Source organism: Streptomyces sp. SCPE 10 (assembly GCF_051980735.1).
Classification (GTDB): domain Bacteria; phylum Actinomycetota; class Actinomycetes; order Streptomycetales; family Streptomycetaceae; genus Streptomyces; species Streptomyces misionensis.
The window spans coordinates 7,964,257-7,987,388 of sequence record NZ_CP197069.1; the positions used below are offsets into that span (position 1 = coordinate 7,964,257).

Consider the following 23,132-nt stretch of genomic DNA (forward strand, 5'->3'; position numbering starts at 1 on the left):
GCTCCGGCCGGTGGGGCCACACCCCCCACCGAACCGACTGTCAGGAGCACACCCGTGTCCAGACCGCCCTCCGTGACCGTCCCTGCCGCACCCCGGGCCGCCGTGTCTCTTCTCGCCCTCGGCGCCCTCCTCGCGTCCTCGATCACCCTCGCGTTCGCACCGAGCGCGCACGCGGCCGACACCCTGCTGTCCCAGGGCAAGACGGCCACCGCCTCCTCCCAGGAAGGGGAGGGTTACTCGGCCGCCGCCGCGGTGGACGGCGACCTCACCGGCACCCGGTGGGCCAGTCAGTGGAGCGACCAGCAGTGGCTCCAGGTCGACCTGGGCCAGGAGGCCGACCTCACTCGCGTCGTGCTGACATGGGAGACGGCCTACGGCAAGGACTACGAGATACAGGCGTCCGACAACGGCACCGACTGGCACGTCCTGAAGACGGTGACCGGCGGCGACGGCGGCACCGATGACCTCGCGGTGTCCGGCACCGGCCGCTATGTCCGGATGCAGGGGCTGGCCCGTTCCAGCGGGTACGGGTACTCGCTGTGGGAGTTCCAGGTCTACGGTTCCCCGGCCGGCACCACGCCCCCGCCCGCCTCCGGCGCCGTCAAAGTCGAGGGAACCCAGGGCAACTGGCGCCTGACCGTGGGAGGCCAGCCGTACACGGTCAAGGGGGTCACCTGGGGCCCGGCCGCTTCCGACGCGTCCACCTACCTGCCGGGTGTCAAGGCCATGGGCGCCAACACGATCCGCACCTGGGGCACCGACGGTTCCAGCAAGGCTCTGCTGGACGCCGCGGCGGCCAACGGCATCCGTGTGATCAACGGATTCTGGCTCCAGCCAGGCGGCGGGCCGGGAGCCGGCGGCTGTGTCGACTACGTCACCGACACCACGTACAAGAACGCCATGCTCACCGAGTTCGCCCAGTGGGTGGACGCCTACAAGAGCCATCCGGCGACGCTGATGTGGAACGTGGGCAACGAGTCGGTGCTCGGTCTGCAGAACTGCTACAGCGGCAGCCAGTTGGAGGCGGAGCGCAACGCCTACACCAGCTTCGTCAACGATGTCGCCAAGAAGATCCACAGCATCGATCCCGACCACCCGGTCACCTCCACCGACGCCTGGACCGGCGCGTGGCCGTACTACAAGCGCAACGCCCCCGACCTCGACCTGTACGCGGTGAACTCGTACAGCAACGTGTGCCAGGTCCGCCAGGACTGGCTCGACGGCGGCTACACCAAGCCGTACATCGTCACCGAGACCGGTCCGGCCGGCGAGTGGGAGGTGCCCGACGACGTCAACGGCATTCCCGACGAGCCGACCGATGTCCAGAAGGCGGACGGGTACACCAAGGCGTGGAATTGTGTGACCGGCCACCAGGGCGTGGCCCTGGGCGCCACTCTCTTTCACTACGGCACCGAACACGACTTCGGCGGGGTGTGGTTCAACCTCGTGCCCGACGGCTTGAAACGGCTGTCCTACTACGCCGTCAAGAAGGCGTACACGGGGTCGACAGCGGGCGACAACACGCCCCCGGTTATCAGCAACATGACCGCCGACCCCGCCTCCTCCGCGCCGGCCGGCGGCGAGTTCACCGTGCACGCCGACGTCCGTGACCCCGACGGCGACCCGGTCACGTACAAGGTGTTCCTCAGCGGCAACTACGCCAGCGGCGACAAGCGGCTCGTCGAGGCGCAGTGGCGCTCGATCGGCAACGGCACCTTCGTCGTCACCGCACCGCAGAAGCTCGGCGTGTGGAAGGTCTACCTCCAGGCGGAGGACGGGCACGGCAACGCCGGCATCGAGACCAGGTCCGTCAAGGTCGTCGCCCCGCGGGTGAGCGGGACCGACGTCGCGCTGAACCGGCCCGCGACCGCCTCCTCGTTCCAGCAGTCCTACGGCGACTGCCCCTGCACCCCGCAGCTGGCCGTCGACGGCAACACCGACACCCGCTGGGCCAGCGACTGGAGCGACCCGCAGTGGTTCCAGGTGGACCTCGGCGCGTCGAAGGCCCTGCACAAGCTCCAGCTCGTCTGGGACCCCGCCTACGCCAAGTCCTACGAGGTGCAGGTCTCCGACGACGGCAGCACGTGGCGCTCGGTGTACTCCACGACCGCGGGCGACGGCGACGTGGACACCATCGACGTGTCGGCCACCGCGCGGTACGTGCGTCTGCAACTGACCGCACGCGGCACCGGTTGGGGCTACTCGCTCCACGAACTGGGCGTCTACAGCTGACCGCTGTGCCCCACACGACGGTGGCGGAGCCCGAAGCGGCGCCCGTGCACAGGGCCCGCGGAAACCTACCAGGAAGGAACCCGCGGAGGGCACCGCCGCCAGCGCACCACCCGCGTCACGGACACGTGCGCGGGCCCTCTTCCCCCCACGGGCAGGAGACCCCATGAGATCGAGTCCGAAAAGGCTCCCCGCACTCCTCCTCGGCACCGCCCTCCTCGCCGGCGTGCTCGGTGTCGGCACCATCGCCTCCGCCGCCACCGGCACCGCCGACAGCGCACCGGCCGCAGTGAGCGCCGTCCGGGCGGGACACACGATGGCCGTGTCCACCCAGGCATCCGCCGACGACCCGGACGGCGACGGCTATATACCGGCCGTGCCACAGGTCACCGGCGTCACGCCGTCCTGGGCCGACCCGCCACACCGCTACTTCCACGAGTTCCAGGCCAACTGCTCGGTCACGCACACCGCCGCGGACGACCCGATCGTCTTCCCCGGTCAGCCCGGCAAGTCCCACGACCACACGTTCATGGGCAACACCTCGACCAACGCCTACAGCACCACGGCCTCCCTCGACGGCGGCGCCACCACCTGCAAGGCGCCCGGTGACGCCTCGGCGTACTGGATGCCCTCGCTGTTCAACGGCGAGCAGAAGATCCTCCCGGTCGGTCCGCAGACGATCTACTACAAGGCCGGCGTCACCGACTACACGAGCGTCCGCCCCTTCCCCAAGGGGCTGCGGTTCGTCGTGGGCGACCCCATGCAGAGCGCCGACCAGTTCCGCCACCACCCCGGCTTCGTGGAGGGCTGGGAGTGCGGCGACAGCTACTTCAACGTCGACTTCCCGGCCGCCTGCCCGGCAAATGCCTCCGTGCAGCTCAACGTCCGCTTCCAGGCGCCCAGTTGCTGGGACGGCAAGTACCTGGACACACCGGACCACCAGAGCCACATGGCCTATCCGGTGGTCAAGCCGGGCACCAACGACAACGTCTGTCCCGCCGACCATCCGGTGGCGCTGCCGATGATCGAGTTCAAGATGGCGTTCCCGGTGAACGGCGACATGTCCCAGGTGCGCCTGGCCAGTGGCCGCGGCTACTCCTTCCACTACGACTTCTTCAACGGCTGGGACGATGCCACGCTCAAGGCCATGGTCGACCACTGCATCGTGGGCGGGCTCCAGTGCGACGCCCGTGGGTACGACCAGACGCACCCGGAGGCAGGCGCAGCCCTGAACGAGGACTACCGCCTGCCCTGACACGGCTCGTCACGCTCGGCCCGGCCGGCGTCCCACACCCTGCACAGCGCCGACCGGGCCCTCAATTGACCGTCACCGTGCGGGCGATGGACGAGAGCGTGACGCATGGTCGCAAAGTGCCGGACCGTTCACGCATCCGCCGGCACGGTGCTCGGGACGCCTGTCTCACGAAGGGGGAGCGCAGGCGGCTACCGCGCACCGACGACGGGCAGGTCGATCCTGGTTCCGGCGAGCGAGACGGTGTGACGGTTCGCGACCCGTACGGTCGCCGTCGTGGGATTCTCCCCGGTGCCCGGGTTGATCGCGTAGAGCGGGAAGGCTCCGCCGGCGACGATGAGGCGGATCCGGTGACCGGTGGCGAAACGGTGCGCCACCGCGTCCAGCTCGATGGTGGTCGCGCCGCTCGCCTCCCGCAGGCGCAGGTAGCCGTCTGTGACATTCGTCGAGTGCCCGTTTGGCGCGACGTCGCTGATCCGGACGAAGAGGTCGGCATCGGCATGTTCGGTCCGGTCGTCGATCGTCGCCACGGGCACGCCCATGACCTCGGTGTCGGCCGTCATCGGATCAGAATCGAACGTCAGCACGTCGGAGCGTGCGGCGAGACGGTCGTCGCGCTTGTAGCCGCCCGCCGTGAAGTCGTTCCCGCCGACGCTCGGCGTTGGATCATCGGGGGAATAGACGAAGGTCCGCTCTCCGGCCGCCGGCTCTGTGCCGAGGCGGCCCGAGGCGTTCGGGTGCAGGGTCAGCGTACGGGTGGCGGGGGGCCACGATGCGAACCAGCGCCAGCCGCCTCCGCCGGTCACTTCGAGGTGGACGGCCGCCTGTCGGGCCGGAACGTCGAGCCGACCGTACTTCGTGTCGAACCACTGCAGCATCTCGTTGTGCATCATCGCGTTCCCGGCGGCTTGCAGATGCGTCCACGGCCCGACCGACAACGCCACGTCGATTCCTCGCTGACGGAGACGCTGGTATTGGAGGTGGCTCTGCCCGCGGAAGATGTCCTGCCAGCCGGTGATGAGCAGGATGGGGATGTCCACCTTCTCGATCGCCGACTCGAACCGCGTCGGTGCCCATGGGGACGACGCGAGGTCGCCGTCGGACACGCGGTCGACGAGCCATGGAAGCTTCGGATACTCCTTGCGGACGCCCTCTACGACCGGTGTGGCCCTCATCGCCCTTTTCGCACGCGGATTGCCCGCGAGCATGTCGATCATGAGCTTGGGCATCGAGGCCGTCTCCTGAATGTCGATCAGGTTCGACCATGAGATGAGATCGTTGCGGAACGTGCCGGTCGACCAGGTGTGGCCCGCGAAGTCGTGCGGACCGACGAAAATGACCGCTGCCCGAAGATCCTCCGGCGGCTCGTTGAACAGTGCCCACTGCGTGTAGCCGATGTAGGAGGCGCCGGTGGTCGCGAAGCTGCCGGTGTACCAGGGCTGGAGACGCAGCCAGGCGACGACGTCCTGCCCGTCCTGGGCTTCGGTGCGCATCGGGTCGAAGCTGCCGCCCGAACCGAAGGTGCCCCGGCTGTAGGTGACGACGGTGCGGTAGCCGTGGGCGGCGAGCTGGCGGGGCACTGCGACCTGCGTCTTCGGCCCGTAGGGGGTCCGGATCAGGATCGTGCCGTGCGCCTCGGCTGCCGGGTGGTAGACGTCGGCGCGCAACGTCACGCCGTCGCGCATCGGCACCCGCATCGGTTCGACGCTCAGCGGGGAGGCCGGGCGAAGACGCCAACGACGATTGGTGACGCGGTCGGCGAACGTGAGCCGAGGTGCGCGGGCGGTGCTGGTCATGGGTTGGCTGCTCCTGAATCCACCGTGGCGCCATCGCCACGTGCCGGTGGGACGAGAAATCCTCGCGTGCGGCGGCGAGGAGTTGCGCCTGCCGGTTCCGGCTAGGCGGAGACGGACTCACTCACGTTGCGCCACTGCGCATCGGAGTCGGCGAGGGCCTGTGCGAAGCCCGTGGCGTACTGGTAGGCGTCCGCGCCGATCAGGAGCCGCAGCGGGGCGTCCTCGCGGCCGGCGATCTCGTGCACCACCTGGGCGACCTTGGCCGGATCGGAGGCCTCTATGCCAGAGGCGTTCCTCAGCATGTCCGCGAAGGCGCCGACGGTGGGCTGGTAGGGATCGCTGACCGGCGCGATGCTCATGGACGAGCCGGCCCAGTCGGTGCGCATGCCGCCCGGCTCGATGACGGTGACCTTGATGCCCAGGGGGGCGACCTCCTGGGAGAGGACCGTGGAGAAGCCACCGACGGCCCACTTCGCGCTCTGGTAGGCGGACAGGCCCACCGAGCCGATCCTGCCGCCGACCGAGGAGATCTGGATGATGTGTCCCGAGCCCTGCTGCCGCAGGATGGGCAGGACGGCCTTGGTGACCAGCACGACGCCGAAGAAGTTGGTGTCGACCTGGGCGCGGAAGTCGTCGAACGTGATGTCCTCGACGGCGGCGAGATTGGCGTAGCCGGCGTTGTTGACCACGACGTCGAGGCGGCCGAAGGCTTCCGCGCCCTGCCGCACGGCCTGGAGGACGTTCTCGTGGTCGGTCACGTCGAGGGCGATGGGGCGGATGCGGTCGCCGTGGCGGGCGACGAGGTCGTCGAGCTGGGCGGGCTTACGGGCGGTGGCGATCACCTGGTCGCCGGCCTCAAGCGCCGCCTCGACGACGGCGCGGCCCAGACCACGCGAGCTGCCGGTGACGAACCAGACCTTGGACATGGGGTTTCCCTCTCTTGCGGGACGTTCCCGCGGTGTTAACAGACCAGCGGGCTCTTGCAGTGGAACTTAAGGTACCGCTGGTCTGATGTCAAAAGACCGAAGGTCTGTAACGTGGACACGGATGCCGCGGCCGGTCTGTTTCGATGACGTCCAGTGCGACCATGCCCGGCTGTCCCTCGCCCCGTGGACGCCGTTTTGCCGGAGCGGCAACAGGAGTGGCGTGACCGGGCCACGATGAGGGACGTTGGGCCCGTGGCCGACAACATCGCAGCGGGATCGCCCGCGTCTGACACGTCCTTGCCCGGCGACGGATACGTGGGAGATCCCGCGGTGCGGGCAGAGTGGGACAACCGATACGCCGACCGGCAACAGCTGTGGAGCGGCCGGCCCAACGGTGCGCTCGTCGCCGAGGTCGCCGGGCTCACGCCCGGACGGGTGCTCGACGTCGGCTGCGGCGAGGGCGCGGACGCCGTCTGGCTCGCGCGCGGCGGCTGGGACGTGACCGCGCTCGAGGTGTCGGGCGTGGCGCTTGAGCGGGCGGCCGGGCACGCGCGGGACGCAGGCGTCGCCGTCCGCTGGGTACACGCCGCGCTGACGGAAGCGGCGCTCCCGCGGGCCTCCTTCGACCTGGTCTCCGCGCAGTACCCGGCCCTGCTGCGCACCCCCGACGCCGCAGCCGAGCGAGCGCTGCTCGCCGCCGTCGCGCCCGGCGGCGTGCTGCTGCTCGTACACCACGCGGGGATGGACACCCAGCAGGCGCACGACAGCGGCTTCGACCCGGCTGACTACGTCTGGCCCTCGATGGTCGCCGCCCTGCTCACCGACGACTGGAAGGTGGAGGTGAACGAGCAGCGGCCACGCGTGGCACCCACCGGCGGCGCCGGCGCGCATCACACCGACGACCTCGTGCTGCGTGCGCGACGGCTGCGCTGAGCCCCTCCGCTCACAGCAGGCCCGGCATCGGGGCAAGCTGGATGACCGAGCCACCGAGAACGGGCTTGCGGCCTCTCATGGACCAAGGGTGTTCTCGCTACGTCGAAATCGCGCAGTCGTTCCGGCTCGGGTGCCGATGAGTCCGCCTCGGCGTGGTCGGCCTCCGATGGCAAACGGTCAAGGCTCACCGTCACAGGTCAGCCGGCGTGCTCCGGCTCCGCGCTGCCCGGGTGCCGTGGTCTGCTCTCCCCGGTGGGGTGGTGGACCCGGCGCGGCGCCGGTTGCCCGATGACGCTCCCGGCCTTCTCGTGGCCGCCTCGGACATCCACGGGCCCAGCCGGCGTCTCCCGCCCGTCGCGGTTCCGCCCGGGCCGCGGCGTCTGCTCTGCGCACGCCGGCTCCTGCCCGGCGGTCCAGGACGTCGCGGTGCAGGAGCGGCGCCGGCCGGGCCCGCCGATGTCGCGCCGGCGCAGCCACCGGAGACCGCCGCCCGCACCGAGGGGAAGGCACCAGGAACTGCCCACGGCCCCCCGGGGGGCATGCGGCGCCGGCGCCGCACCCCCTGATCGCGTCGGCGTGACGTAGCGCCCGCAGAGGCGCCGTGCCGGTCAGTAGTTTGTTCGCGGAGGCCGTGGTGGGGATGCTGTGCTGCTGCTCGGGGCACCGGACGGCACCCGGGTTCTCCCCGTGCTGCCGTTGAGCCGCTGGTGCAGGCACGCGAGCACGACGCCTGTCGGTGCCAGGACCAGGGGCAGCAGTACGAGTGCGACCGCGATCGGGGTGATGATGACGAGGACGCCGGTGACCCACACGTTGTTCCCGGTGGTGGCCAGCATCAGCAGCCCGGCCCAGTGCGCCACGTATGTCCCGAGCCACTTCAGCAGCGTGAAGGCGACGGTGACCGCGACCGCGTTCAGCAGGCAGATCGCGGTGGTGTGGAGACGTGCCGTACGGGTCAGCGTCCAGGAACGGCGCATCGCGGCCGTCGCGGTGGAGTTGTCCGCCACCCGTACGGCGGTGGCCAGTGCGAACCGGGAGAGGAGGACGAGCCCGAGTGCCCAGATCACGGCAGGCAGGATCCGGCCCACCAGGATGAACTGCACGGTCGCGGGCTCGTGGTACGTGGGCCACACGACGCCGGGCACCTTCTCCATGGCGACGGCGGCCAGGACGAGCAGGCCCGCCAGCCCCGGCAGGAGGGCGCACAGCAGGGTGAGCAGCTGGATGCGGAGGGCGGCTTTGAGGTGCGGGCGGGAGCGGCGCAATAGGGTGCGGAGGGTGAGCGTGCCGGGGGCCGTGCCCGCCGCCGGGTGTTCCCGCGCGTGCGCGACGGTGACGGCCTGGGCGGTGAGCAACCAGGCGATCAAGGCCAACGCGACCAGGACAAGCAGCGGATACACGCACAACGCGACCTTGACGAGGTCGTCCCACTGGTCGGCGTACGCGACGTAGGACTCCTCGTAGTCGATGGAGCGCTCGGCGGCTTTTCCGGCTTCCAGGAAGAGGCCCCATGACGCGGCGAACGCGCCTGCGACGATTCCTCCGCCGACGAGCAGCGCGGCCGCGCTGGCCAGGCAGGCGGAGCCGAACACGGGACGCCGGTTGTCCCTGGTGATCCTCAGGCCCTCGGCGATGACGGAGTTGCCGGCCCAGTGGTCGTCCGGACCGATCACAGGGCTGCCGCTCGTCGTGCCGCACGTTCCCGTTCCACGGATTCGTGGTTGGCGGTGGACCAGGCCCGCGAGCGGTCCGGGTGGGTCCGGTGCCACCACTTGGGGGAGGAGCTGACCGGCAGGCCGATGGCCGTCCCCACGATGTTCCTCGCCGTCCCCGCCGGTGCGGGACAGCGGGTGGTGGCCGTATGGATCTCGTCCCTGTTGGCGTCCGGCTGCGGGGCGCGCGGTCCGGCCGCGTACCCCGCCAGGATGCTGTGCGGGAGGGCCGGGGGCCGGCAGCGCTCGCTGTCCGCGCGGAGCGGACCGCGGCAGCCGGCTGGCATTTCTTCGCGGCCCTTGAGCGGAACCGCGCTGCTCCGCGGATCCGTTGGGAGATCAGTGCCGTCTGGGTGGTCCTTCATGGTGGCCTCGACGCCCGTATCCGGCCGTTCGGTTCCGACCCCCTGGCCGGGCCGCGACGCTTCGGCCGATACCGGAGCCATGTCTGTGGATCGCCCGGAAAGAATGTACCTTCGCGGGCTTTGGGTCGACAAGCCACCGCGCAAGGCCGGGTGTCGCGGCAACCGCCGGGAGAGTATGTCCATGGCTCTGCGGAATGAACGGCGCCGACCCCACCAGCAGTGGCCACCACACCGCTTGCGGCAGTGGGTGGGCGGCCATGCTCGCCACGTTGACCAGTACCCCCCGGTCCGCGGCACGCAGTTGGCCGATGAAGGCACAGCTGATGTCGGCGACCGCGGTCACGCCGACCGTGATCTCCCGGCGCAGCCGGTCCGGGTCCGCCTGGTGGAAGGGGCCGAAGGCGGCGAACCCGGCACCCGTCGGCTGGGCAGCGGTCCTGGCCGCCCGGCTCGCGGCGCGCAGGCCAAAGGGATCGTCGCGAAGGGCTTCGGGGGCGTCTGGCCCCGGGGCGACGACTGGCCACTCGACAGGCAGGACCGGTCGTTGGATTGACACGGCCTCAGCAACCTTGCCGGAGTCAGCGGGTGGTGAGGCCGCCGTCGACGGCGAGGACGGTGCCGGTGGTCCACTGGGCGGAGGCCAGGTAGGCGGCCGCGGTGGCGACGTCCTCGGCAGTGCCCAGGCGCCCCAGGGGATAGGAGTGCTCGATCCGCTGGTCGTGTGCGGTGCGTTCCTCTGCGGTCATGGGGGAGAGGTAGGAGCGTTCGTACGTGGGAGTGCGGACGGCGCCGGGAGCGATGGCATTGACCCGGATGCCTCGGGGGCCGAGTTCACTGGCCAGTGCCCGGGTCATGGAGTTGAGCGCTCCGCGGGTGGCGGAGTAAGCGGCCGAATGACGGCCGGCGACCATTTTGCGGGCCCAGTAGCTGCTGATGTTGATGATGTTTCCCCGAGCGTTCAGGAGAGCGGGCAGGAGCTGCTGGCTCAGCAGCAGCGGCACCTGGACGTTGAGGTACCACATGGTGTTCATCTCGTCGAGCGTGGTGTCGGCGAGGGAGGCGAAGTGTGCGGTGCCGACGTTGTTGACGAGGGTGTCGACCCGGTCTGTCAGGGTTCTGACGTGCGCGGCGATCCGGGCGGGGGCATCGGGCGCGGAGAGGTCCGCGGGCACGGTGTGCACGACGGTGCTGTGCCGGCCGAGTTCCTTGGCGGCGGCCTTGAGCCTGTCGCGGTTGCGGGCGACAAGAATCAGGTCCGCTCCGTCGTGGGCGAGGGCATCGGCGATGGCCAGGCCAAGGCCCCCGCTGCCGCCGGTGACGACGGCGAAACGGCTGGTGGTGTGGTGCTCGGACATGTCAGATCGCCTTCGTGTGGTCGGTGGAAGCACTCAGGGTCGCGAACCGGCGTAGCTCTTCGAGTTGGTCGCTGCGGGCGTTGTCGATGCCGGCGAGGGCATCGCTGCCGAGAGGAAGGCGCAGCGGGGGGCTCGGCATATCGGCGAGGGCGACGAGGGCCTGGGCCATGCGGGCGGGGTCGCCGACCTGCCCTCCCACGGCGCCGGCGGAGCGCGCCAGTGCTTCGTGCACGGGGAGGTAGTCCGGGAGGGCGGCGCTGCTGGGCAGCCGGCTCGCCCAGTTGGCGCGGAAGTCGGTGCGGGCTGCTCCGGGCTCCACGATCGTCACCCGGATGCCCAGCGGCGCGAGTTCGGCGGCCAGTGAGACGCTCAGACCTTCGAGGGCGTGCTTGCTGGCCGTGTAGGCACTCATCCCCGGGGCGCCGATCTGCCCTGCCAGCGAGCTGATCTGCAGCACACGGCCCGCTTTCGCCGCGCGCAGGTAGGGCAGAGCAGCACGCAGGACATTGGCGGCGGCGAAGAAGTTCACTTCGAACTGGGCGCGCAGCTCCATGTCGTCCAGTTCCTCGAACGGACCCGCCAGCGCGTAGCCGGCGTTGTTGACGACGACGTCGAGGCGCCCGAACCCGGTGATCGCGTCATCCAGTACCGCACGCAGCGCACCGGCGTCGGTGATGTCCACGCTCACGGTGCGCAGCCGCCCGGGAAAGGCGGCGGTCAGCGGTCGCAGCGGCCCATCGTCACGCGTGACCGCGATCACTCGCTCACCTGCACTCAGAACCTCACCGACCACGGCCCGGCCCAGCCCGCCGGACGCGCCGGTGACCAGCCATACACGGGATCCCATGCCACACACCTCTCGCACGAGCCAGCAAACGGACCAATCTTGTCCGTTTCTTTGGAGCGTAGAGGAAGCGGACAGAGGCTGTCCACTTGCGGATAGGATGGGGTGATGAACATGCAGCAGCCTGCAGCGACCCAGGGGACGGCGATGCCCGTACGCGCCGACGCCCAGCGCAACGCCGCCCGCGTGCTGGCGGCAGCGCGACGTGCCGTCGCCTCTCACGGGCTGGACGTCAGCTACCACGAGATCGCGCGGGAAGCCGGCGTCGGCGTGGGCACCGTCTACCGGCGCTACCCCGAACGCGACCAGCTCATGGCGGCGGTGCTGAGCGACATCCTCACCGAACTGATCGACACCGCACATCGGGCACTGGACTGCGATGACGCCTGGGAGGGCTTCTCCCTGCTGTTCACCGGCCTGGCCCTGCACACCGCCCAGAACGCGGGACTGTCCGGCTCTCTCGACCAGCACGGCGGCCCCGCCGTCGCCGAGCAGCGCCAGGAACTCCTCGGCCTCGCCCGCAGCGTCATCGAGCGCGCTCAGGACCAGGGACGCCTCCGCCGGGATCTGGCCTGGCAGGAAGTGCTGCGGCTGACCGGCGCCCCCGCGGTACAGGGATGCGTGCTGGGCCTTGAGTCCGATCCCGCACACGGCCACCAATCCGTGCTGACCGTTCTCCTCGACGGTCTACGGACTGGCTGACACCGGCAACGTGCCGAAGCCGGCGGGCGTTGAGGAGGGTGTGGCCACCGTCGTGGGGCGGCTGCTGTAGAGGTGCGGTCGTCATGGGGCGGTACGGCTTGGGGGAGAGGGGCCGACCGGGTGGCGTCATTGCGGTTGCCGCTGGTCAGTGTCGCGGCGAGCGCAATGCCCGTGGCGTCGGTGATCAGATGATGCTTGCTGGCCGCCCTACCCCGGTCAACGGGCCTTCCTGCCCCGGTCAACGGGCCTTCGTCCGGTCTTGGCTCCCCCTTTGATGCCCGGATATGGGAGCCGCCGACCGCCACGCGGGAGAAGTCCAGGGCGTTCGCGCCGCGGGGCTCGCCGAGGAGGGCCTCGTGGCTGCGGACAGGGCCGCTCGTCTGACAGATCTCCGCCTTGCGGCGACGGGCCGCTCAGTCCGCCCCGTCGGACGGCCGGCCCTCCGGCGGACTCAGCGTGCCGCCCAGTTCCTGTGCTCGGCGCAGGAACTCCTCGCGCAGTGCGCGTGCCGCCCGCGGTACGGACGCGGCCCTGCGCAGTTGCAGCATCAGCAGCACCCGTGTCCCGGCGCCCGCCAGTGGCCGGTAGGTGATGTGACCCAGCCGCTCCAGCGGATCCCCGACGACGCTGAAGTCCGGCAGCACCGTGGCCCCGAGTCCCTCCGCCACCATCAGCTTGCCCATCTCCGCCCCGTCGGTGGAGTACGAGAAGGACGGGGTACGGCCGTTCAGCAGCCGGTGCACGTACCGGTGCATGACGTAACCGGAGCGCATGGCGATCAGGGGCTGGCTCAGCAGGTCGTCCACGGTCACCTCGGGGTGGGAGGCGAGCGGGCTGTCGGGCCGTACGCACACCACCGGCCGACCGTGCAGGAGCTGCGTCGACTCCAGCGCGGCCGGCATGTCGTCGCCTTCCAGGTGATTGACCAGGCCGAGGTCGAAGCCGCCCTCGGTCAGGGCCCGGTGGATCTCCGTCTGCTGCGCGGTGACCACCTCGACCTGGGTGAGGCGGTGTGCGGCGCGGAAGGCACGCACCACCGGAACGAGCAGCGGCACGGTCGCCGCGTTCACCGTTGCCACCCGCACCATGCGGCTGACGCGGTGCTGCTCGCCCGCCGCGGCCCGCAGCCGGTCCACCGCCTCCAGGACGCCGACGATGTGCGGCAGCAGTTCGCGGCCCTCCGCGCTCATCGTCGCCCCGGAGCGTTTGCGTTCCAGGAGGACGACGCCGAGTTCGCGTTCCAGGTTCCTGACGGTCTCGCTCAACGCAGGCTGGGACAGGCGCAGTTCCTCCGCGGCCCGGCGCAGCGAGCCCAGCCTGGTCACCGCGGCGATGTATTCCAGCTGTTCCGTTCGCACGGCAGCAGAATTCCCCTCGCGTGAGGAGCTGTTCAAGGGTTTCCCTGTCACACCTTCGTGAAATTCAGTGGTGCCCGCCGTGAAACCGGTCGGGTTTCCCTTAACGGCCTCGACCGGCGGCTGCCACGATCGGCGGCATGACGATGCGACTGGACCTCACGCGGCGACGCCATGTCGACCTCGCGCGCGTTTCCAGCGCCTCCTGTCGCTCAGCGGCCTGACCCCCGAGGGATCCGCCGCTCCCTGTCCACGCCACGGCTTTCGTCGCACACTTCGCTGCCGCTTTCCCGTCGGCGCCGTCGCGACAAAGCGGTGCTCGTACGCGCCTGCTCATGCGAGTGATGTGGCGTTTCCTTTCACCGGGATATGGCGTCCCAGATCGCACAGAATTCAGCAACAGGAGTTCCGTATGCCCGCGCCCGTGAAATTCGCCTATTGGGTCCCCAATGTCAGCGGGGGACTGGTCACCAGCACAATCGAACAGCGCACCGACTGGGGGTACGACTACAACCGCGAACTCGCCGTCCTCGCCGAGAACAACGGCTTCGAGTACGCGCTCAGCCAGGTTCGCTACATGGCCAGCTACGGTGCCGAGTACCAGCACGAGTCGACCAGCTTCAGCCTCGCCCTGCTCCTCGCCACCGAGCGCCTGAAGGTGATCGCCGCCGTTCATCCCGGCCTGTGGCACCCGGGCGTCCTCGCCAAACTGGGCGCCACCGCCGACCACCTGTCCGGCGGTCGTTTCGCCGTCAACGTCGTCAGCGGCTGGTTCAAGGACGAGTTCACCGCACTCGGCGAGCCCTGGCTGGAGCACGACGAACGCTACCGCCGCTCCGAGGAGTTCATTCGCGCCCTGCGCCAGATCTGGACCGAGGACCACACCGAACTCGCCGGGGACTTCTACCGGTTGCGGGACTTCACCCTCAAGCCGAAACCCCTCAGCTCTCCCGGACGTCCGCACCCGGAGATCTTCCAGGGCGGCAACTCCATGGCCGCCCGCCGGATGGCCGGCCGGGTCTCCGACTGGTACTTCTCCAACGGCAAGGACTTCGACGGAGTCGTCGAGCAGATCCAGGACGTACGCGCCGCGGCAGACCAGGCGGGCCGCACGGCGCCCCGGTTCGGCCTCAACGGCTTCCTCATCGCCCGCGACGCCGAGGCCGAGGCCCGCGACACCCTCCGCGAGATCGTCGCCAAGGCCGACTCCGAAGCCGTCGAGGGCTTCGGCGCCGCCGTACGGCAGGCGGGCCGGTCCACCGCCGACGGCAAGGGCATGTGGCAGGACTCCACCTTCGAGGACCTGGTCCAGTACAACGACGGTTTCCGCACCGGCCTGATCGGCACCCCCGAACAGATCGCGGAACGGATCGTCGCCTACCGCCGCCTCGGCGTCGACCTCCTGCTCCTCGGCTTCCTGCACTACCACGAGGAGGTCGCCTACTTCGGCAAGCGCGTGCTGCCCCTCGTCCGCGAACTGGAGGCGCAACTCCCCGAGGACGAGCCCCGCCCCGCGCCCGCGCATGCCTGATCTCCTGACCGGCTCCGCCTCACCCCCTCCCCTTCCCCGATACCGCACCCGCACCGCCGCGCACCCCACCGCACCACGAAAGAGGTCACCCGCATGAGCACCCCCACGGCCACCGCCTGGCAGAACCGCCCCACCCCGACGACCGCCCAGGACTGGATCACGCGCGCCGCCGAGGTCGCCGCCGTCCTCGCCACCGACGCCGCCGCCCGGGACCGCGCCGGAGCCACCCCGTACGCCGAGGTGGAGTTGCTGAAGGACTCGGGCCTGGTCACTCTGCTCGGGCCCGTCGAGCACGGCGGCGCCGGCCAGGACTGGCCCACCGCCTACCGCGTCGTCCGCGAGGTCGCCAAGGCCGACGGCTCCATCGGCCAGCTCCTCGGCTACCACTACCTGTGGAACTGGGCCGCCCGCCTGGTCGGCACCCGCGAGCAGTGGGAGCACGTCGAGGCCGAGGCCGCGCGCAACCGCTGGTTCTTCGGCGGGGCCGTCAACCCGCGCGACAACGACGTCGTCGTCACGGAAGACGGCGACGACCTCGTCTTCACCGGCCGCAAGACCTTCTCCACCGGCAGCAAGGTCTCCGACGTCACCGTCCTCGAAGGCGTCCTGGAGGGCACCGACCAGCACGTCTTCGCGATCGTGCCCTCCGACAGCGAGGGCCTGACCTTCCACGACGACTGGGACAACATCGGCCAGCGGCTGACCGAGAGCGGAAGCGTCACCATCGACGGCGTGCGCACCCCGTGGTCCTCGGCGGCCGGCTACGTCGACAAGCAGTTCCAGGCGCGCACCTACAACACCCTCAACGTGCCCACCATCCAGCTCGTCTTCGTCAACTTCTACCTCGGCATCGCGGGGGGCGCGCTGGAGACGGCGGCCACCTACACCCGGAACAAGACCCGGCCCTGGCTGCACGGCGGCCACGAGCGGGCGGTCGACGAGCCGTACGTCATCGACACCTACGGCGATCTCACCGCGAAGCTGTGGGCGGCCGAGGCGCTCGCCGACGCCGTCGCCGCCGAGGGCCAGAAGCTGCACGACGACCCCGACGCCGTCACCGAGCAGGCGCGCGGCGAGTTCGAGGTGCGGGTCGCCGCGGTCAAGGCGCGCGCCACCGACGTCGCCCTGGAAGTCACCAGCCGCATCTTCGAGGTGACGGGCGCCCGCTCCACGACCACCGCCGAGGGGCTGGACCGCTTCTGGCGCAACGTCCGCACCCACACCCTGCACGACCCCGTCGCCTACAAGCGCCGCGAGGTCGGCCGCTGGGTCCTCGAGGGCGAACTGCCCGAACCGACCTGGTACTCCTGACCGCCCCGGGGGCGCCCGCCGCACGGGCGCCCCGCCCGCCCAGAAAGAGGACCCATGGCCACCGTCCTGTCCGTCTCCGGCAGCCCCTCCGTCTCCTCCCGCACCCAGCGCCTGCTGCGCCACCTCGACGACCGGCTCCTCGCGCAGGGCCACGACGTGATCGCGCTGGACGTGCGCACCGTTCCCGCCGAGGCCCTGCTGGGCGCCGACTTCCGGCATCCCGCCATCGTCGAGGCCGCCGAGCTGTTCGCCCGCGCGGACGGCGTCGTCGTCGCCACACCCGTCTACAAGGCGTCGTACTCCGGCGTCCTCAAGGCACTGCTCGACCTGCTCCCGCAGTACGCCCTCGCCGACAAGACCGTGCTGCCGCTGGCCACCGGCGGATCGACCGCGCACGTCCTGGCCATCGACTACGCGCTGCGTCCCGTCCTCAGCTCCATGGGCGCGGCGCACATCGTGCAGGGCTGGTTCACCCTCGACCGGGACATCACCGTCCGCGACGACGGCTCCCTCGCCGTGGCCGCCCCAGCCGACGAGGCCCTGGCCCGGGTGGTCGACCAGTTCTCGGCGGCGCTGGGCCGCAGCCCGCTCCTCGCGGCGGCGGGCTGAGCCCCATGACCGCGCATGTGATCGCCGACGACGCCGAAGCCCTCACCGTCGCCGCAGCCCTGGCGAAGGAGTTCCGCGCCGGCGCCTCCGCCCGCGACGCCGAACGCCGCCTGCCGCGCGCCGAGGTGGACAAGCTCTCCGCGTCGGGCCTGCTCGCCGTCACCGTCCCCGCCGCACACGGCGGCGCCGACGTCGGCGCGCTCACCCTCGCCGAGATCTTCCGGCTGCTGGCGTCGGCCGACGGCAGCCTCGCCCAGATCCCGCAGAGCCACTTCGTCTACGTCAACGTCGTCCGCCGCCAGGGCACCGAGGGACAGCGGAAGTTCTTCTTCGCCGAGGTCCTCGCCGGGCGCCGCTTCGGCAACGCCCAGTCGGAGGCGGGCACCCGGCACGTCCAGGACATCCGCACCCGCCTGACACCGCGCCCCGACGGCTCCTACGTCCTCACCGGCGTCAAGCACTACGCCACCGGTGCGCTGTTCGCCGACTGGATCCCGGTCCTCGCCCGCGCCGAGGACGACGAGCTGCACGTGGCGTACGTCCCGCGGGACGCGCCCGGCCTCACCGTGATCGACGACTGGGACGGCATGGGCCAGCGCACGACGGCCAGCGGCACCGTGCGGCTCGACGCCGTGCCCGTACCGGCCGACCGTGTCCTGCCCCATCACCTCACCTTCCGCGGACCCCAGCTGCACGGCGCGGTGGCCCAGTTGCTGCACGCCGCGATCGACACGGGGATCGCCGGGGGCGCCCTGACCGAAGCCGCCGCGTTCGTCCGCACCAAGAGCCGGCCCTGGTTCGAGAGCGGCACCGAAACGGCGGCCGAGGACCTGCTGCTCATCCAGCGGTTCGGTGAACTCGCCCTGCGGGTGCGGGCGTCCGAGGCGCTGCTGCGCGAAGCCGCCCGCACGGTGGACGCGGCACGCACCGGCCTGACCGACGACTCCGCGGCCGAGGCGTCGATCGCCGTGGCCGCCGCGAAGGCCCACGCGGCCGACACCGCGGTGGAAGTGGCCGGCGCCCTGTTCGAGGTGGCCGGCACCCGGGCCGCCCTCGACTCGCTCAACCTCCACCGCCACTGGCGCGACGCCCGCACCCACACCCTGCACGACCCGGCGCGCTGGAAGATCCAGCACATCGGCCGATACGTGCTCAACGGCACCCGACCGCCACGCCACGGCCTGCTCTAGCGAGCCGGCTGCCCGCGGCGGACCTGCAGATCGGAGTTTTCGTGTCCCTCACCTTCCACTGGTTCCTCCCCACCAACGGCGACAGCCGCCATGTCGTCGGCGGCGGCCACGGCACCCCGGCCACCCCGTCGGGACGGGACCGGCCGCCGACGGTGGCCTACCTGAGCCAGATCGCCCGCGCGGCCGAGGATCTGGGGTTCGTCGGTGCGCTCACCCCGACCGGCGCCTGGTGCGAGGACGCGTGGCTGACCACGGCGATGGTGTCCCAGCACAGCGAGCGCCTGAAATTCCTCGTCGCCTTCCGCCCCGGCTTCGTCTCCCCCACGCTCGCCGCACAGATGGCCGCCACCTTCCAGCGGCAGAGCGGCGGACGGCTCCTGCTCAACGTCGTCACGGGCGGCGAGAGCCACGAACAGCGCGCCTACGGCGACTTCCTCGACAAGGACGCCCGCTACCGCCGTACCGGCGAGTTCCTGCACATCGTGCGGGCCTTGTGGGAGGGCGGGACGGTCGATCTGGCGGGCGAGCATCTGAGGGTGGAGGAGGCCCGGCTCGCACGGGTGCCCGACCCGGTGCCGCAGGTGTACTTCGGAGGCTCCTCCCCGGTGGCGGGCGAGGTCGCCGCCCGGTACGCCGACGTGTACCTCACGTGGGGCGAGCCGCCCGCCCAGGTCGCCGAGAAGATCGCCTGGATCCGGGAACTGGCCGCCGAGGAGGGCCGTACCGTCCGTTTCGGCATCCGCCTGCACGTCATCACCCGCGACACCTCCGCACAGGCGTGGGCCGAGGCGGACCGTCTGCTGGCGGGCTTCGACCCGCAGACGGTGCGATCCGTGCAGGCCGGGCTCGCCCGCAGCGAGTCGGAGGGGCAGCGGCGCATGCTCGCCCTGCACGGAGGGAGCCGGGACGGTCTGGAGATCCACCCCAATCTCTGGGCCGGCATCGGCCTGGTCCGCGGCGGCGCGGGCACCGCGCTGGTGGGCAGCCACGAGGAGGTCGCCGAACGGATCCGGGAGTACCACACCCTCGGCATCGAGGAGTTCGTGCTCTCCGGTTATCCGCACCTGGAGGAGGCGTACTGGTTCGGGGAGGGTGTGCTGCCGCGGCTCGCGGCCCAGGGACTGTGGCGCCACCCGCACACCCCCCGGCCACAACAGGCGGCACAGGTGCCCTTCGCGAGCTGAGGCAGGCCGGGGACCTCGGCCGGTCTCGCTGTACTCCGGTGAATCCGCCGGATCGGCCGCGGTGGCGAAGCAGCCACCGCGGCCGATCCGGTCGAAAGGGATGTTCTCGCGGATCAGGCGCCGCGGAACTCGCCGTTGACGACCCGCTGTTCGTGGACGTTCCGGCCGCCGTTGAGGTTCAGCGACAGCAGGTGATCACCGCCCGCCGTCGCCATGGTCTGCGAGACGGAACCCTGGACGCCGCCGTTGTGCCCCACACCTCGGTGCCGCACGACAACGTCATCCGCCCGGTACCCGGCCGTGCCGACGCATTGACGAAGTGCGGCGCGGTGAGTTGATATTGAAAGGAACATGATCTGAGGTACCGGTGCCGGTCGAGAGGCGGTCGCGGATGGCTCGGACGACGTGTCCCATCGGCAACCGCCGTACTCGTACTCACACTTCGAGACGCGCCCCCGCCCTTTCCCGCACCCTGGTGCGCGCGCCCCGGCTGCCGCTTCTCCGATTCTTGACATCGTTGTCAGCACAGGCGAAGTACCCCCTCCAGGGGATACCGAAGGAGTACCGGGTTCCATGACTCACAGATGGCGACAACGTCGCAAACTCACGGCGGCCGCTGCCGCGACCGGCGTTCTGGTGGCCCTGGGGGCCGCCGGGTCCCCCGCCCAGGCGGCGCAAAGCGCGCAAGCGGCTCGCGGTCACAGCGCCGCGCGTTCTGAGGTCGTCTCGGGCGACGCCCGGTTCGAGGTCCTCTCCCCGACGCTCATACGCACCGAGTACGCGGGGGACGCGAAGTTCGTCGACGCGGCGACCTTCAACGCCATCGGCCGCGACACGTTCGGCAGGACCCCGTTCACGTCGTCGACGCGCCACGGCGAGCTGACGATCCGCACGAGCGCCATGACGCTGACGTACAAGGTCGGCTCAGGGAAGTTCACCGCGGACAACCTTAAGGTGACGGAGAAGGCCGGCAAGCAGTCGGTCACCGCCGCTCCCTGGCCCAACGCGCCGGTCTGCGCCGTCGGGACGCGGTGCGAGGCAGAGGACCAGGCCCTCAACGGCGTCGGCGTCGCCACGGACCACTCCGGTTACAGCGGCTCCGGCTTCGCGGCGGGCTTCCAGTCGACGGGCAACTCTCTGTCGTTCTCCGTGACCGTCCCCAAGGCCGGCACCTACCAGGTCGCCACCCGCTACGCGAACGCCGTCGGCGGCGACGGTGGTGACGAGGACCGCACCCTGAGCGTGTCGGCGGACGGCGGCGCCGCGAAGACGCTGACGCTCCCGAAGACCGCGAGCTGGGACACCTGGTCCACGGCGTCGGTCACGCTCGACCTGTCGGCCGGCACCCACACCGTCACCTTCGCACGCTCCGCGGCCGACTCCGGCAACGTCAACCTTGACAACGTTGCCGTCCTGACGCCGGGAGCGCCCTACCCCGACCCCGTGACGCCACCGGTCGAGGACTGCTCCTTCGGCACCGTCTGCCAGGCCGAGACCGCGGGCCTCGGCGGTTCCGCCGCGCTCAAGTCCGACCACAACGGCTACTCGGGCCGCGGGTTCGTGGCCGGTCTCGAGTCCTCGGGCGCGCGGGACACGCTGCACGTCGTCGACGTGCCCAAGGCCGGCGACTACGCCCTCCAACTTCGGTACTCCAACGGCGACGCGAGCGGCGCCGCCCGTGACATCTCCGTCAAGGCCGGCGCGGGCGTCCCCGTGAAGGCCTCGCTGCCCGCTACGAGCGACTGGGACGCCTGGCGCACCGTCACCGTGCCGGTGCACCTGGCCGCGGGGGCCGACGACGTGACCGTCGGCTGCCCGGAGGAGGACGGCTGCCGCGTCAACCTCGACACCGCAGCGGTGACCTCGCGCACCTCGCCGCTGCTCTCCCCGCACGCGCCGCTCGGCGGGTACCGCCGCAGCCTCGACGGCGTCAACGGCGAGGCGCCCATGACGCCGGGCCTGCTCTACCAGGACGGCTGGACGCTGCTCGACGACACGGCCTCGGCGATCTTCGACAACGCCACCCGGAAGGTCACGCAGCGGGGCGACCACGCGGGGAAGGGCTACCAGGACGGGTACGTGTTCGGCTACGGACACGACTACCAGCAGGGCCTGGCCGACCTCGCCACCCTGACCGGGCCCTCCGCGCTGCTGCCGCGCTGGGCGTACGGCGTCTGGTACTCCGAGTACTACGACCGCAGCGCCGCGGACTACGAGAACACCATCCTGCCCAAGTTCCGCAAGGACGGCGTCCCGCTCGACGTCCTGGTGACCGACACGGACTTCAAGTCGCCCAGCACCTGGGACGGCTGGGAGATGGACCCGAAGAAGTTCCCCGACCCCAAGGCGTTCTTCGACTGGTCGGCCGCGCAGGGGCTGCACAACTCGCTCAACATCCACCCGAGCATCTCCGGTGACGATCCCAGGTTCGCCCAGGCGCAGGCCACGGCCAAGGGCAAGCTGAAGGACAGCGGCAACAACACCTACACCTTCGACTGGGGCGACCCCGACCAGCTCAAAGCGTACTTCGATCTGCACGAGCCCATGGACAAGGCCGGCGCGGACGTCTGGTGGCTCGACTGGTGCTGCGACGCGTCCGTCTCGTCCCTCGGCGGGGTGACGCCTGACGCCTGGATCAACCAGCAGTACGCCGACGACTCGGCGAAGAACGGCCAGCGCTCCTTCGCGCTCTCCCGGGCCTTCGGGGCGCTGCCGCAGGGCAACTACAACCCGCACGGCCTGCCGACAGGGCCGTGGGCCGACAAGCGCACCACCGCACACTTCACGGGTGACTCCACGTCCAGTTGGGCCACCCTCAAGTTCGAGGTCGGCTACACCCCGGGCGAGTCGGCGTCCACCGGCCTGTCCAACGTGTCGCACGACATCGGCGGGTTCAACAACGACGGCACCCAGGCCAAGGGCGCGGAACCCGGGACCACGAAGCTGCCCGACGACCTGTACGCCCGCTGGGTGCAGCTGGGCACCTTCCAGCCGGTGGACCGCCTGCACGGCAACCACGCCGACCGGCTGCCCTGGCAGTACGGCCCGGCCTCCGACGCGTCCGCCGAGAAGTTCCTGAACCTGCGGGAGGACCTCGTCCCGTACACGTACAGCCTCTCCGAGCAGGCCAACCGCACAGGAACCCCCGTGGTGCGGCCGACCTACGTGCAGTACCCGGAGAGCCAGGACGCGTACGCGACGGCGGGCAGCGAGTACTTCTACGGCCCCGACGTGCTGGTCGCCCCGGTGACCACGCCCGGCGAATCGGCCACGACGTCCGTCTGGTTCCCGGCCGGCTCCTCGTGGACCGACTACTTCACCGGTAAGACGTACGCGGGCGGCACCACGCAGAAGATCACCACGGGTCTGGACTCCATGCCCGTCTTCATCAAGTCGGGCGGCATCATGACGACGCGCACCGGCAACGTCGCCAATGATGTCCAGAACCCCCTCACCAAGGCGACGGTCACCGTCGCACAGGGCGCGCCGGGGGCCACGAGCCTGTACGAGGACAACGGCACCACGGCCGACAGCAGGCAGAGCGCCACGACGGCGATCCGCTACGCCGAGCACGGCGCGAACCACACGGTCTCGATCGCCCCGGCGTCGCGATCGTTCGAAGGCCAGATCTCCCGCCGCGCGTGGACGGTCTCCTTCATGAACGCGCACGCGCCGAAGCAGGTCTTCGTCAACGGGCGGCGGGTCTCCGCAGCCCACTGGTCCTTCGACGCGGGCTCGCGGACCCTGACCGTCACCGCACCGGCCCAGTCGGTGCACCGTCCGCTGGAGGTCAGGTACCACTGAGGCAGACGGCCGAGCCCCGGCGGTAGCGCCGGGG

At 70.7% G+C, this 23,132-nt stretch carries 19 protein-coding genes and 1 pseudogene; 11 read left to right on the plus strand and 9 right to left on the minus strand.

The window, feature by feature from the left end:
- Positions 1–54 precede the first annotated feature (54 nt).
- Together ACSP97_RS36115 and ACSP97_RS36120 are read left to right on the plus strand one after the other, a co-directional pair.
- Positions 55–2,232 (plus strand): discoidin domain-containing protein, encoded by a 2,178-nt coding sequence (locus ACSP97_RS36115; RefSeq protein ID WP_440555971.1) that lies wholly within the window; start codon positions 55–57, stop codon positions 2,230–2,232.
- A 163-nt stretch (positions 2,233–2,395) separates the two neighbouring features.
- Positions 2,396–3,484, plus strand: coding sequence for a DUF1996 domain-containing protein (locus ACSP97_RS36120; RefSeq protein ID WP_440555972.1), 1,089 nt, complete (start codon positions 2,396–2,398; stop codon positions 3,482–3,484).
- A 188-nt stretch (positions 3,485–3,672) separates the two neighbouring features.
- Here ACSP97_RS36120 and ACSP97_RS36125 read toward each other — a convergent pair whose 3' ends face one another.
- Both ACSP97_RS36125 and ACSP97_RS36130 read right to left on the minus strand, forming a co-directional pair.
- Entirely contained in the window at positions 3,673–5,277 is a 1,605-nt protein-coding gene (locus ACSP97_RS36125; RefSeq protein ID WP_440555973.1) for a CocE/NonD family hydrolase, read from the minus strand.
- Positions 5,278–5,378: 101 nt separating this feature from the next.
- Positions 5,379–6,203, minus strand: a complete 825-nt coding sequence (locus ACSP97_RS36130; protein WP_440555974.1) for an SDR family NAD(P)-dependent oxidoreductase — start codon at positions 6,201–6,203, stop codon at positions 5,379–5,381.
- Positions 6,204–6,455: 252 nt separating this feature from the next.
- On the opposite strand from ACSP97_RS36130, the gene ACSP97_RS36135 reads away from it, so the two are divergent.
- Positions 6,456–7,136, plus strand: a complete 681-nt coding sequence (locus tag ACSP97_RS36135) for a class I SAM-dependent methyltransferase (RefSeq protein WP_355151779.1) — start codon at positions 6,456–6,458, stop codon at positions 7,134–7,136.
- A 608-nt stretch (positions 7,137–7,744) separates the two neighbouring features.
- Here ACSP97_RS36135 and ACSP97_RS36140 read toward each other — a convergent pair.
- From ACSP97_RS36140 to ACSP97_RS36155, 4 genes are all read right to left on the minus strand, one after another.
- Positions 7,745–8,809 carry a hypothetical protein gene (locus ACSP97_RS36140; protein ID WP_440555975.1) on the minus strand — a complete coding sequence of 355 codons (1,065 nt, stop codon included), beginning with the start codon at positions 8,807–8,809 and terminating at the stop codon, positions 7,745–7,747.
- The gene (locus ACSP97_RS36145) at positions 8,806–9,135 is read right to left on the minus strand and encodes a hypothetical protein (protein ID WP_440555976.1); all 330 of its coding nucleotides are present in this window, start codon (positions 9,133–9,135) and stop codon (positions 8,806–8,808) included. The genes ACSP97_RS36140 and ACSP97_RS36145 overlap by 4 nt, the downstream gene beginning before the upstream one ends.
- Before the next feature lie 656 nt (positions 9,136–9,791).
- On the minus strand, positions 9,792–10,568 hold the full coding sequence (locus ACSP97_RS36150) for an SDR family NAD(P)-dependent oxidoreductase (protein WP_440555977.1): 777 nt from the start codon (positions 10,566–10,568) through the stop codon (positions 9,792–9,794).
- 1 nt (position 10,569) lies between these two features.
- Positions 10,570–11,415 carry an SDR family oxidoreductase gene (locus tag ACSP97_RS36155; RefSeq protein ID WP_440555978.1) on the minus strand — a complete coding sequence of 282 codons (846 nt, stop codon included), beginning with the start codon at positions 11,413–11,415 and terminating at the stop codon, positions 10,570–10,572.
- A gap of 105 nt (positions 11,416–11,520) precedes the next feature.
- Here ACSP97_RS36155 and ACSP97_RS36160 point away from each other — a divergent pair, with 105 nt between their 5' ends.
- The gene (locus ACSP97_RS36160; RefSeq protein ID WP_440555979.1) at positions 11,521–12,114 is read left to right on the plus strand and encodes a TetR/AcrR family transcriptional regulator; all 594 of its coding nucleotides are present in this window, start codon (positions 11,521–11,523) and stop codon (positions 12,112–12,114) included.
- Positions 12,115–12,155: 41 nt separating this feature from the next.
- Here the strand turns inward: ACSP97_RS36160 and ACSP97_RS36165 are convergent.
- Together ACSP97_RS36165 and ACSP97_RS36170 are read right to left on the minus strand one after the other, a co-directional pair.
- A pseudogene (locus tag ACSP97_RS36165) lies at positions 12,156–12,473 on the minus strand (hypothetical protein); the annotation flags it as partial.
- 54 nt (positions 12,474–12,527) lie between these two features.
- A complete protein-coding gene (locus tag ACSP97_RS36170; RefSeq protein WP_355527366.1) occupies positions 12,528–13,472 on the minus strand; it encodes a LysR family transcriptional regulator in 945 nt (314 codons plus the stop codon).
- Positions 13,473–13,615: 143 nt separating this feature from the next.
- Between ACSP97_RS36170 and ACSP97_RS36175 the strand changes: the two genes are divergently transcribed.
- The 6 genes from ACSP97_RS36175 (at position 13,616) to ACSP97_RS36200 (ending at position 19,294) form a co-directional block, all read left to right on the plus strand.
- A complete protein-coding gene (locus ACSP97_RS36175; protein ID WP_352234107.1) occupies positions 13,616–13,693 on the plus strand; it encodes a putative leader peptide in 78 nt (25 codons plus the stop codon).
- 188 nt (positions 13,694–13,881) lie between these two features.
- Positions 13,882–15,000 carry a dimethylsulfone monooxygenase SfnG gene (gene sfnG, locus ACSP97_RS36180; protein WP_440555980.1) on the plus strand — a complete coding sequence of 373 codons (1,119 nt, stop codon included), beginning with the start codon at positions 13,882–13,884 and terminating at the stop codon, positions 14,998–15,000.
- A 93-nt stretch (positions 15,001–15,093) separates the two neighbouring features.
- A complete protein-coding gene (locus ACSP97_RS36185; RefSeq protein WP_355329062.1) occupies positions 15,094–16,311 on the plus strand; it encodes an acyl-CoA dehydrogenase family protein in 1,218 nt (405 codons plus the stop codon).
- Positions 16,312–16,365: 54 nt separating this feature from the next.
- Positions 16,366–16,920 carry an NADPH-dependent FMN reductase gene (gene ssuE / locus ACSP97_RS36190; protein WP_440555981.1) on the plus strand — a complete coding sequence of 185 codons (555 nt, stop codon included), beginning with the start codon at positions 16,366–16,368 and terminating at the stop codon, positions 16,918–16,920.
- Between the two features lie 5 nt (positions 16,921–16,925).
- Positions 16,926–18,110 (plus strand): SfnB family sulfur acquisition oxidoreductase, encoded by a 1,185-nt coding sequence (locus ACSP97_RS36195; RefSeq protein WP_440555982.1) that lies wholly within the window; start codon positions 16,926–16,928, stop codon positions 18,108–18,110.
- Between the two features lie 41 nt (positions 18,111–18,151).
- Positions 18,152–19,294, plus strand: a complete 1,143-nt coding sequence (locus ACSP97_RS36200; RefSeq protein ID WP_355151767.1) for an LLM class flavin-dependent oxidoreductase — start codon at positions 18,152–18,154, stop codon at positions 19,292–19,294.
- A gap of 113 nt (positions 19,295–19,407) precedes the next feature.
- Here the strand turns inward: ACSP97_RS36200 and ACSP97_RS36205 are convergent, their stop codons facing one another.
- The gene (locus ACSP97_RS36205; RefSeq protein WP_440555983.1) at positions 19,408–19,566 is read right to left on the minus strand and encodes a hypothetical protein; all 159 of its coding nucleotides are present in this window, start codon (positions 19,564–19,566) and stop codon (positions 19,408–19,410) included.
- Positions 19,567–19,867: 301 nt separating this feature from the next.
- On the opposite strand from ACSP97_RS36205, the gene ACSP97_RS36210 reads away from it, so the two are divergent.
- Positions 19,868–23,098 carry a TIM-barrel domain-containing protein gene (locus ACSP97_RS36210; RefSeq protein WP_440555984.1) on the plus strand — a complete coding sequence of 1,077 codons (3,231 nt, stop codon included), beginning with the start codon at positions 19,868–19,870 and terminating at the stop codon, positions 23,096–23,098.
- Positions 23,099–23,132: the final 34 nt, after the last annotated feature.

Bases quoted from the DNA above. Each gene is read 5' to 3' on its own strand.
- ACSP97_RS36160 (WP_440555979.1), top strand. From the start codon at position 11,521: ATGAACATGCAGCAGCCTGCAGCGACCCAGGGGACGGCGATGCCCGTA.
- ACSP97_RS36130 (WP_440555974.1), bottom strand. From the start codon at position 6,203: ATGTCCAAGGTCTGGTTCGTCACCGGCAGCTCGCGTGGTCTGGGCCGC.
- ssuE (WP_440555981.1), top strand. From the start codon at position 16,366: ATGGCCACCGTCCTGTCCGTCTCCGGCAGCCCCTCCGTCTCCTCCCGC.
- ACSP97_RS36210 (WP_440555984.1), top strand. From the start codon at position 19,868: ATGACTCACAGATGGCGACAACGTCGCAAACTCACGGCGGCCGCTGCC.
- ACSP97_RS36195 (WP_440555982.1), top strand. From the start codon at position 16,926: ATGACCGCGCATGTGATCGCCGACGACGCCGAAGCCCTCACCGTCGCC.
- ACSP97_RS36155 (WP_440555978.1), bottom strand. From the start codon at position 11,415: ATGGGATCCCGTGTATGGCTGGTCACCGGCGCGTCCGGCGGGCTGGGC.
- ACSP97_RS36120 (WP_440555972.1), top strand. From the start codon at position 2,396: ATGAGATCGAGTCCGAAAAGGCTCCCCGCACTCCTCCTCGGCACCGCC.
- ACSP97_RS36185 (WP_355329062.1), top strand. From the start codon at position 15,094: ATGAGCACCCCCACGGCCACCGCCTGGCAGAACCGCCCCACCCCGACG.
- ACSP97_RS36150 (WP_440555977.1), bottom strand. From the start codon at position 10,568: ATGTCCGAGCACCACACCACCAGCCGTTTCGCCGTCGTCACCGGCGGC.
- ACSP97_RS36175 (WP_352234107.1), top strand. From the start codon at position 13,616: ATGCGACTGGACCTCACGCGGCGACGCCATGTCGACCTCGCGCGCGTT.
- ACSP97_RS36145 (WP_440555976.1), bottom strand. From the start codon at position 9,135: ATGCCAGCCGGCTGCCGCGGTCCGCTCCGCGCGGACAGCGAGCGCTGC.
- ACSP97_RS36125 (WP_440555973.1), bottom strand. From the start codon at position 5,277: ATGACCAGCACCGCCCGCGCACCTCGGCTCACGTTCGCCGACCGCGTC.
- sfnG (WP_440555980.1), top strand. From the start codon at position 13,882: ATGCCCGCGCCCGTGAAATTCGCCTATTGGGTCCCCAATGTCAGCGGG.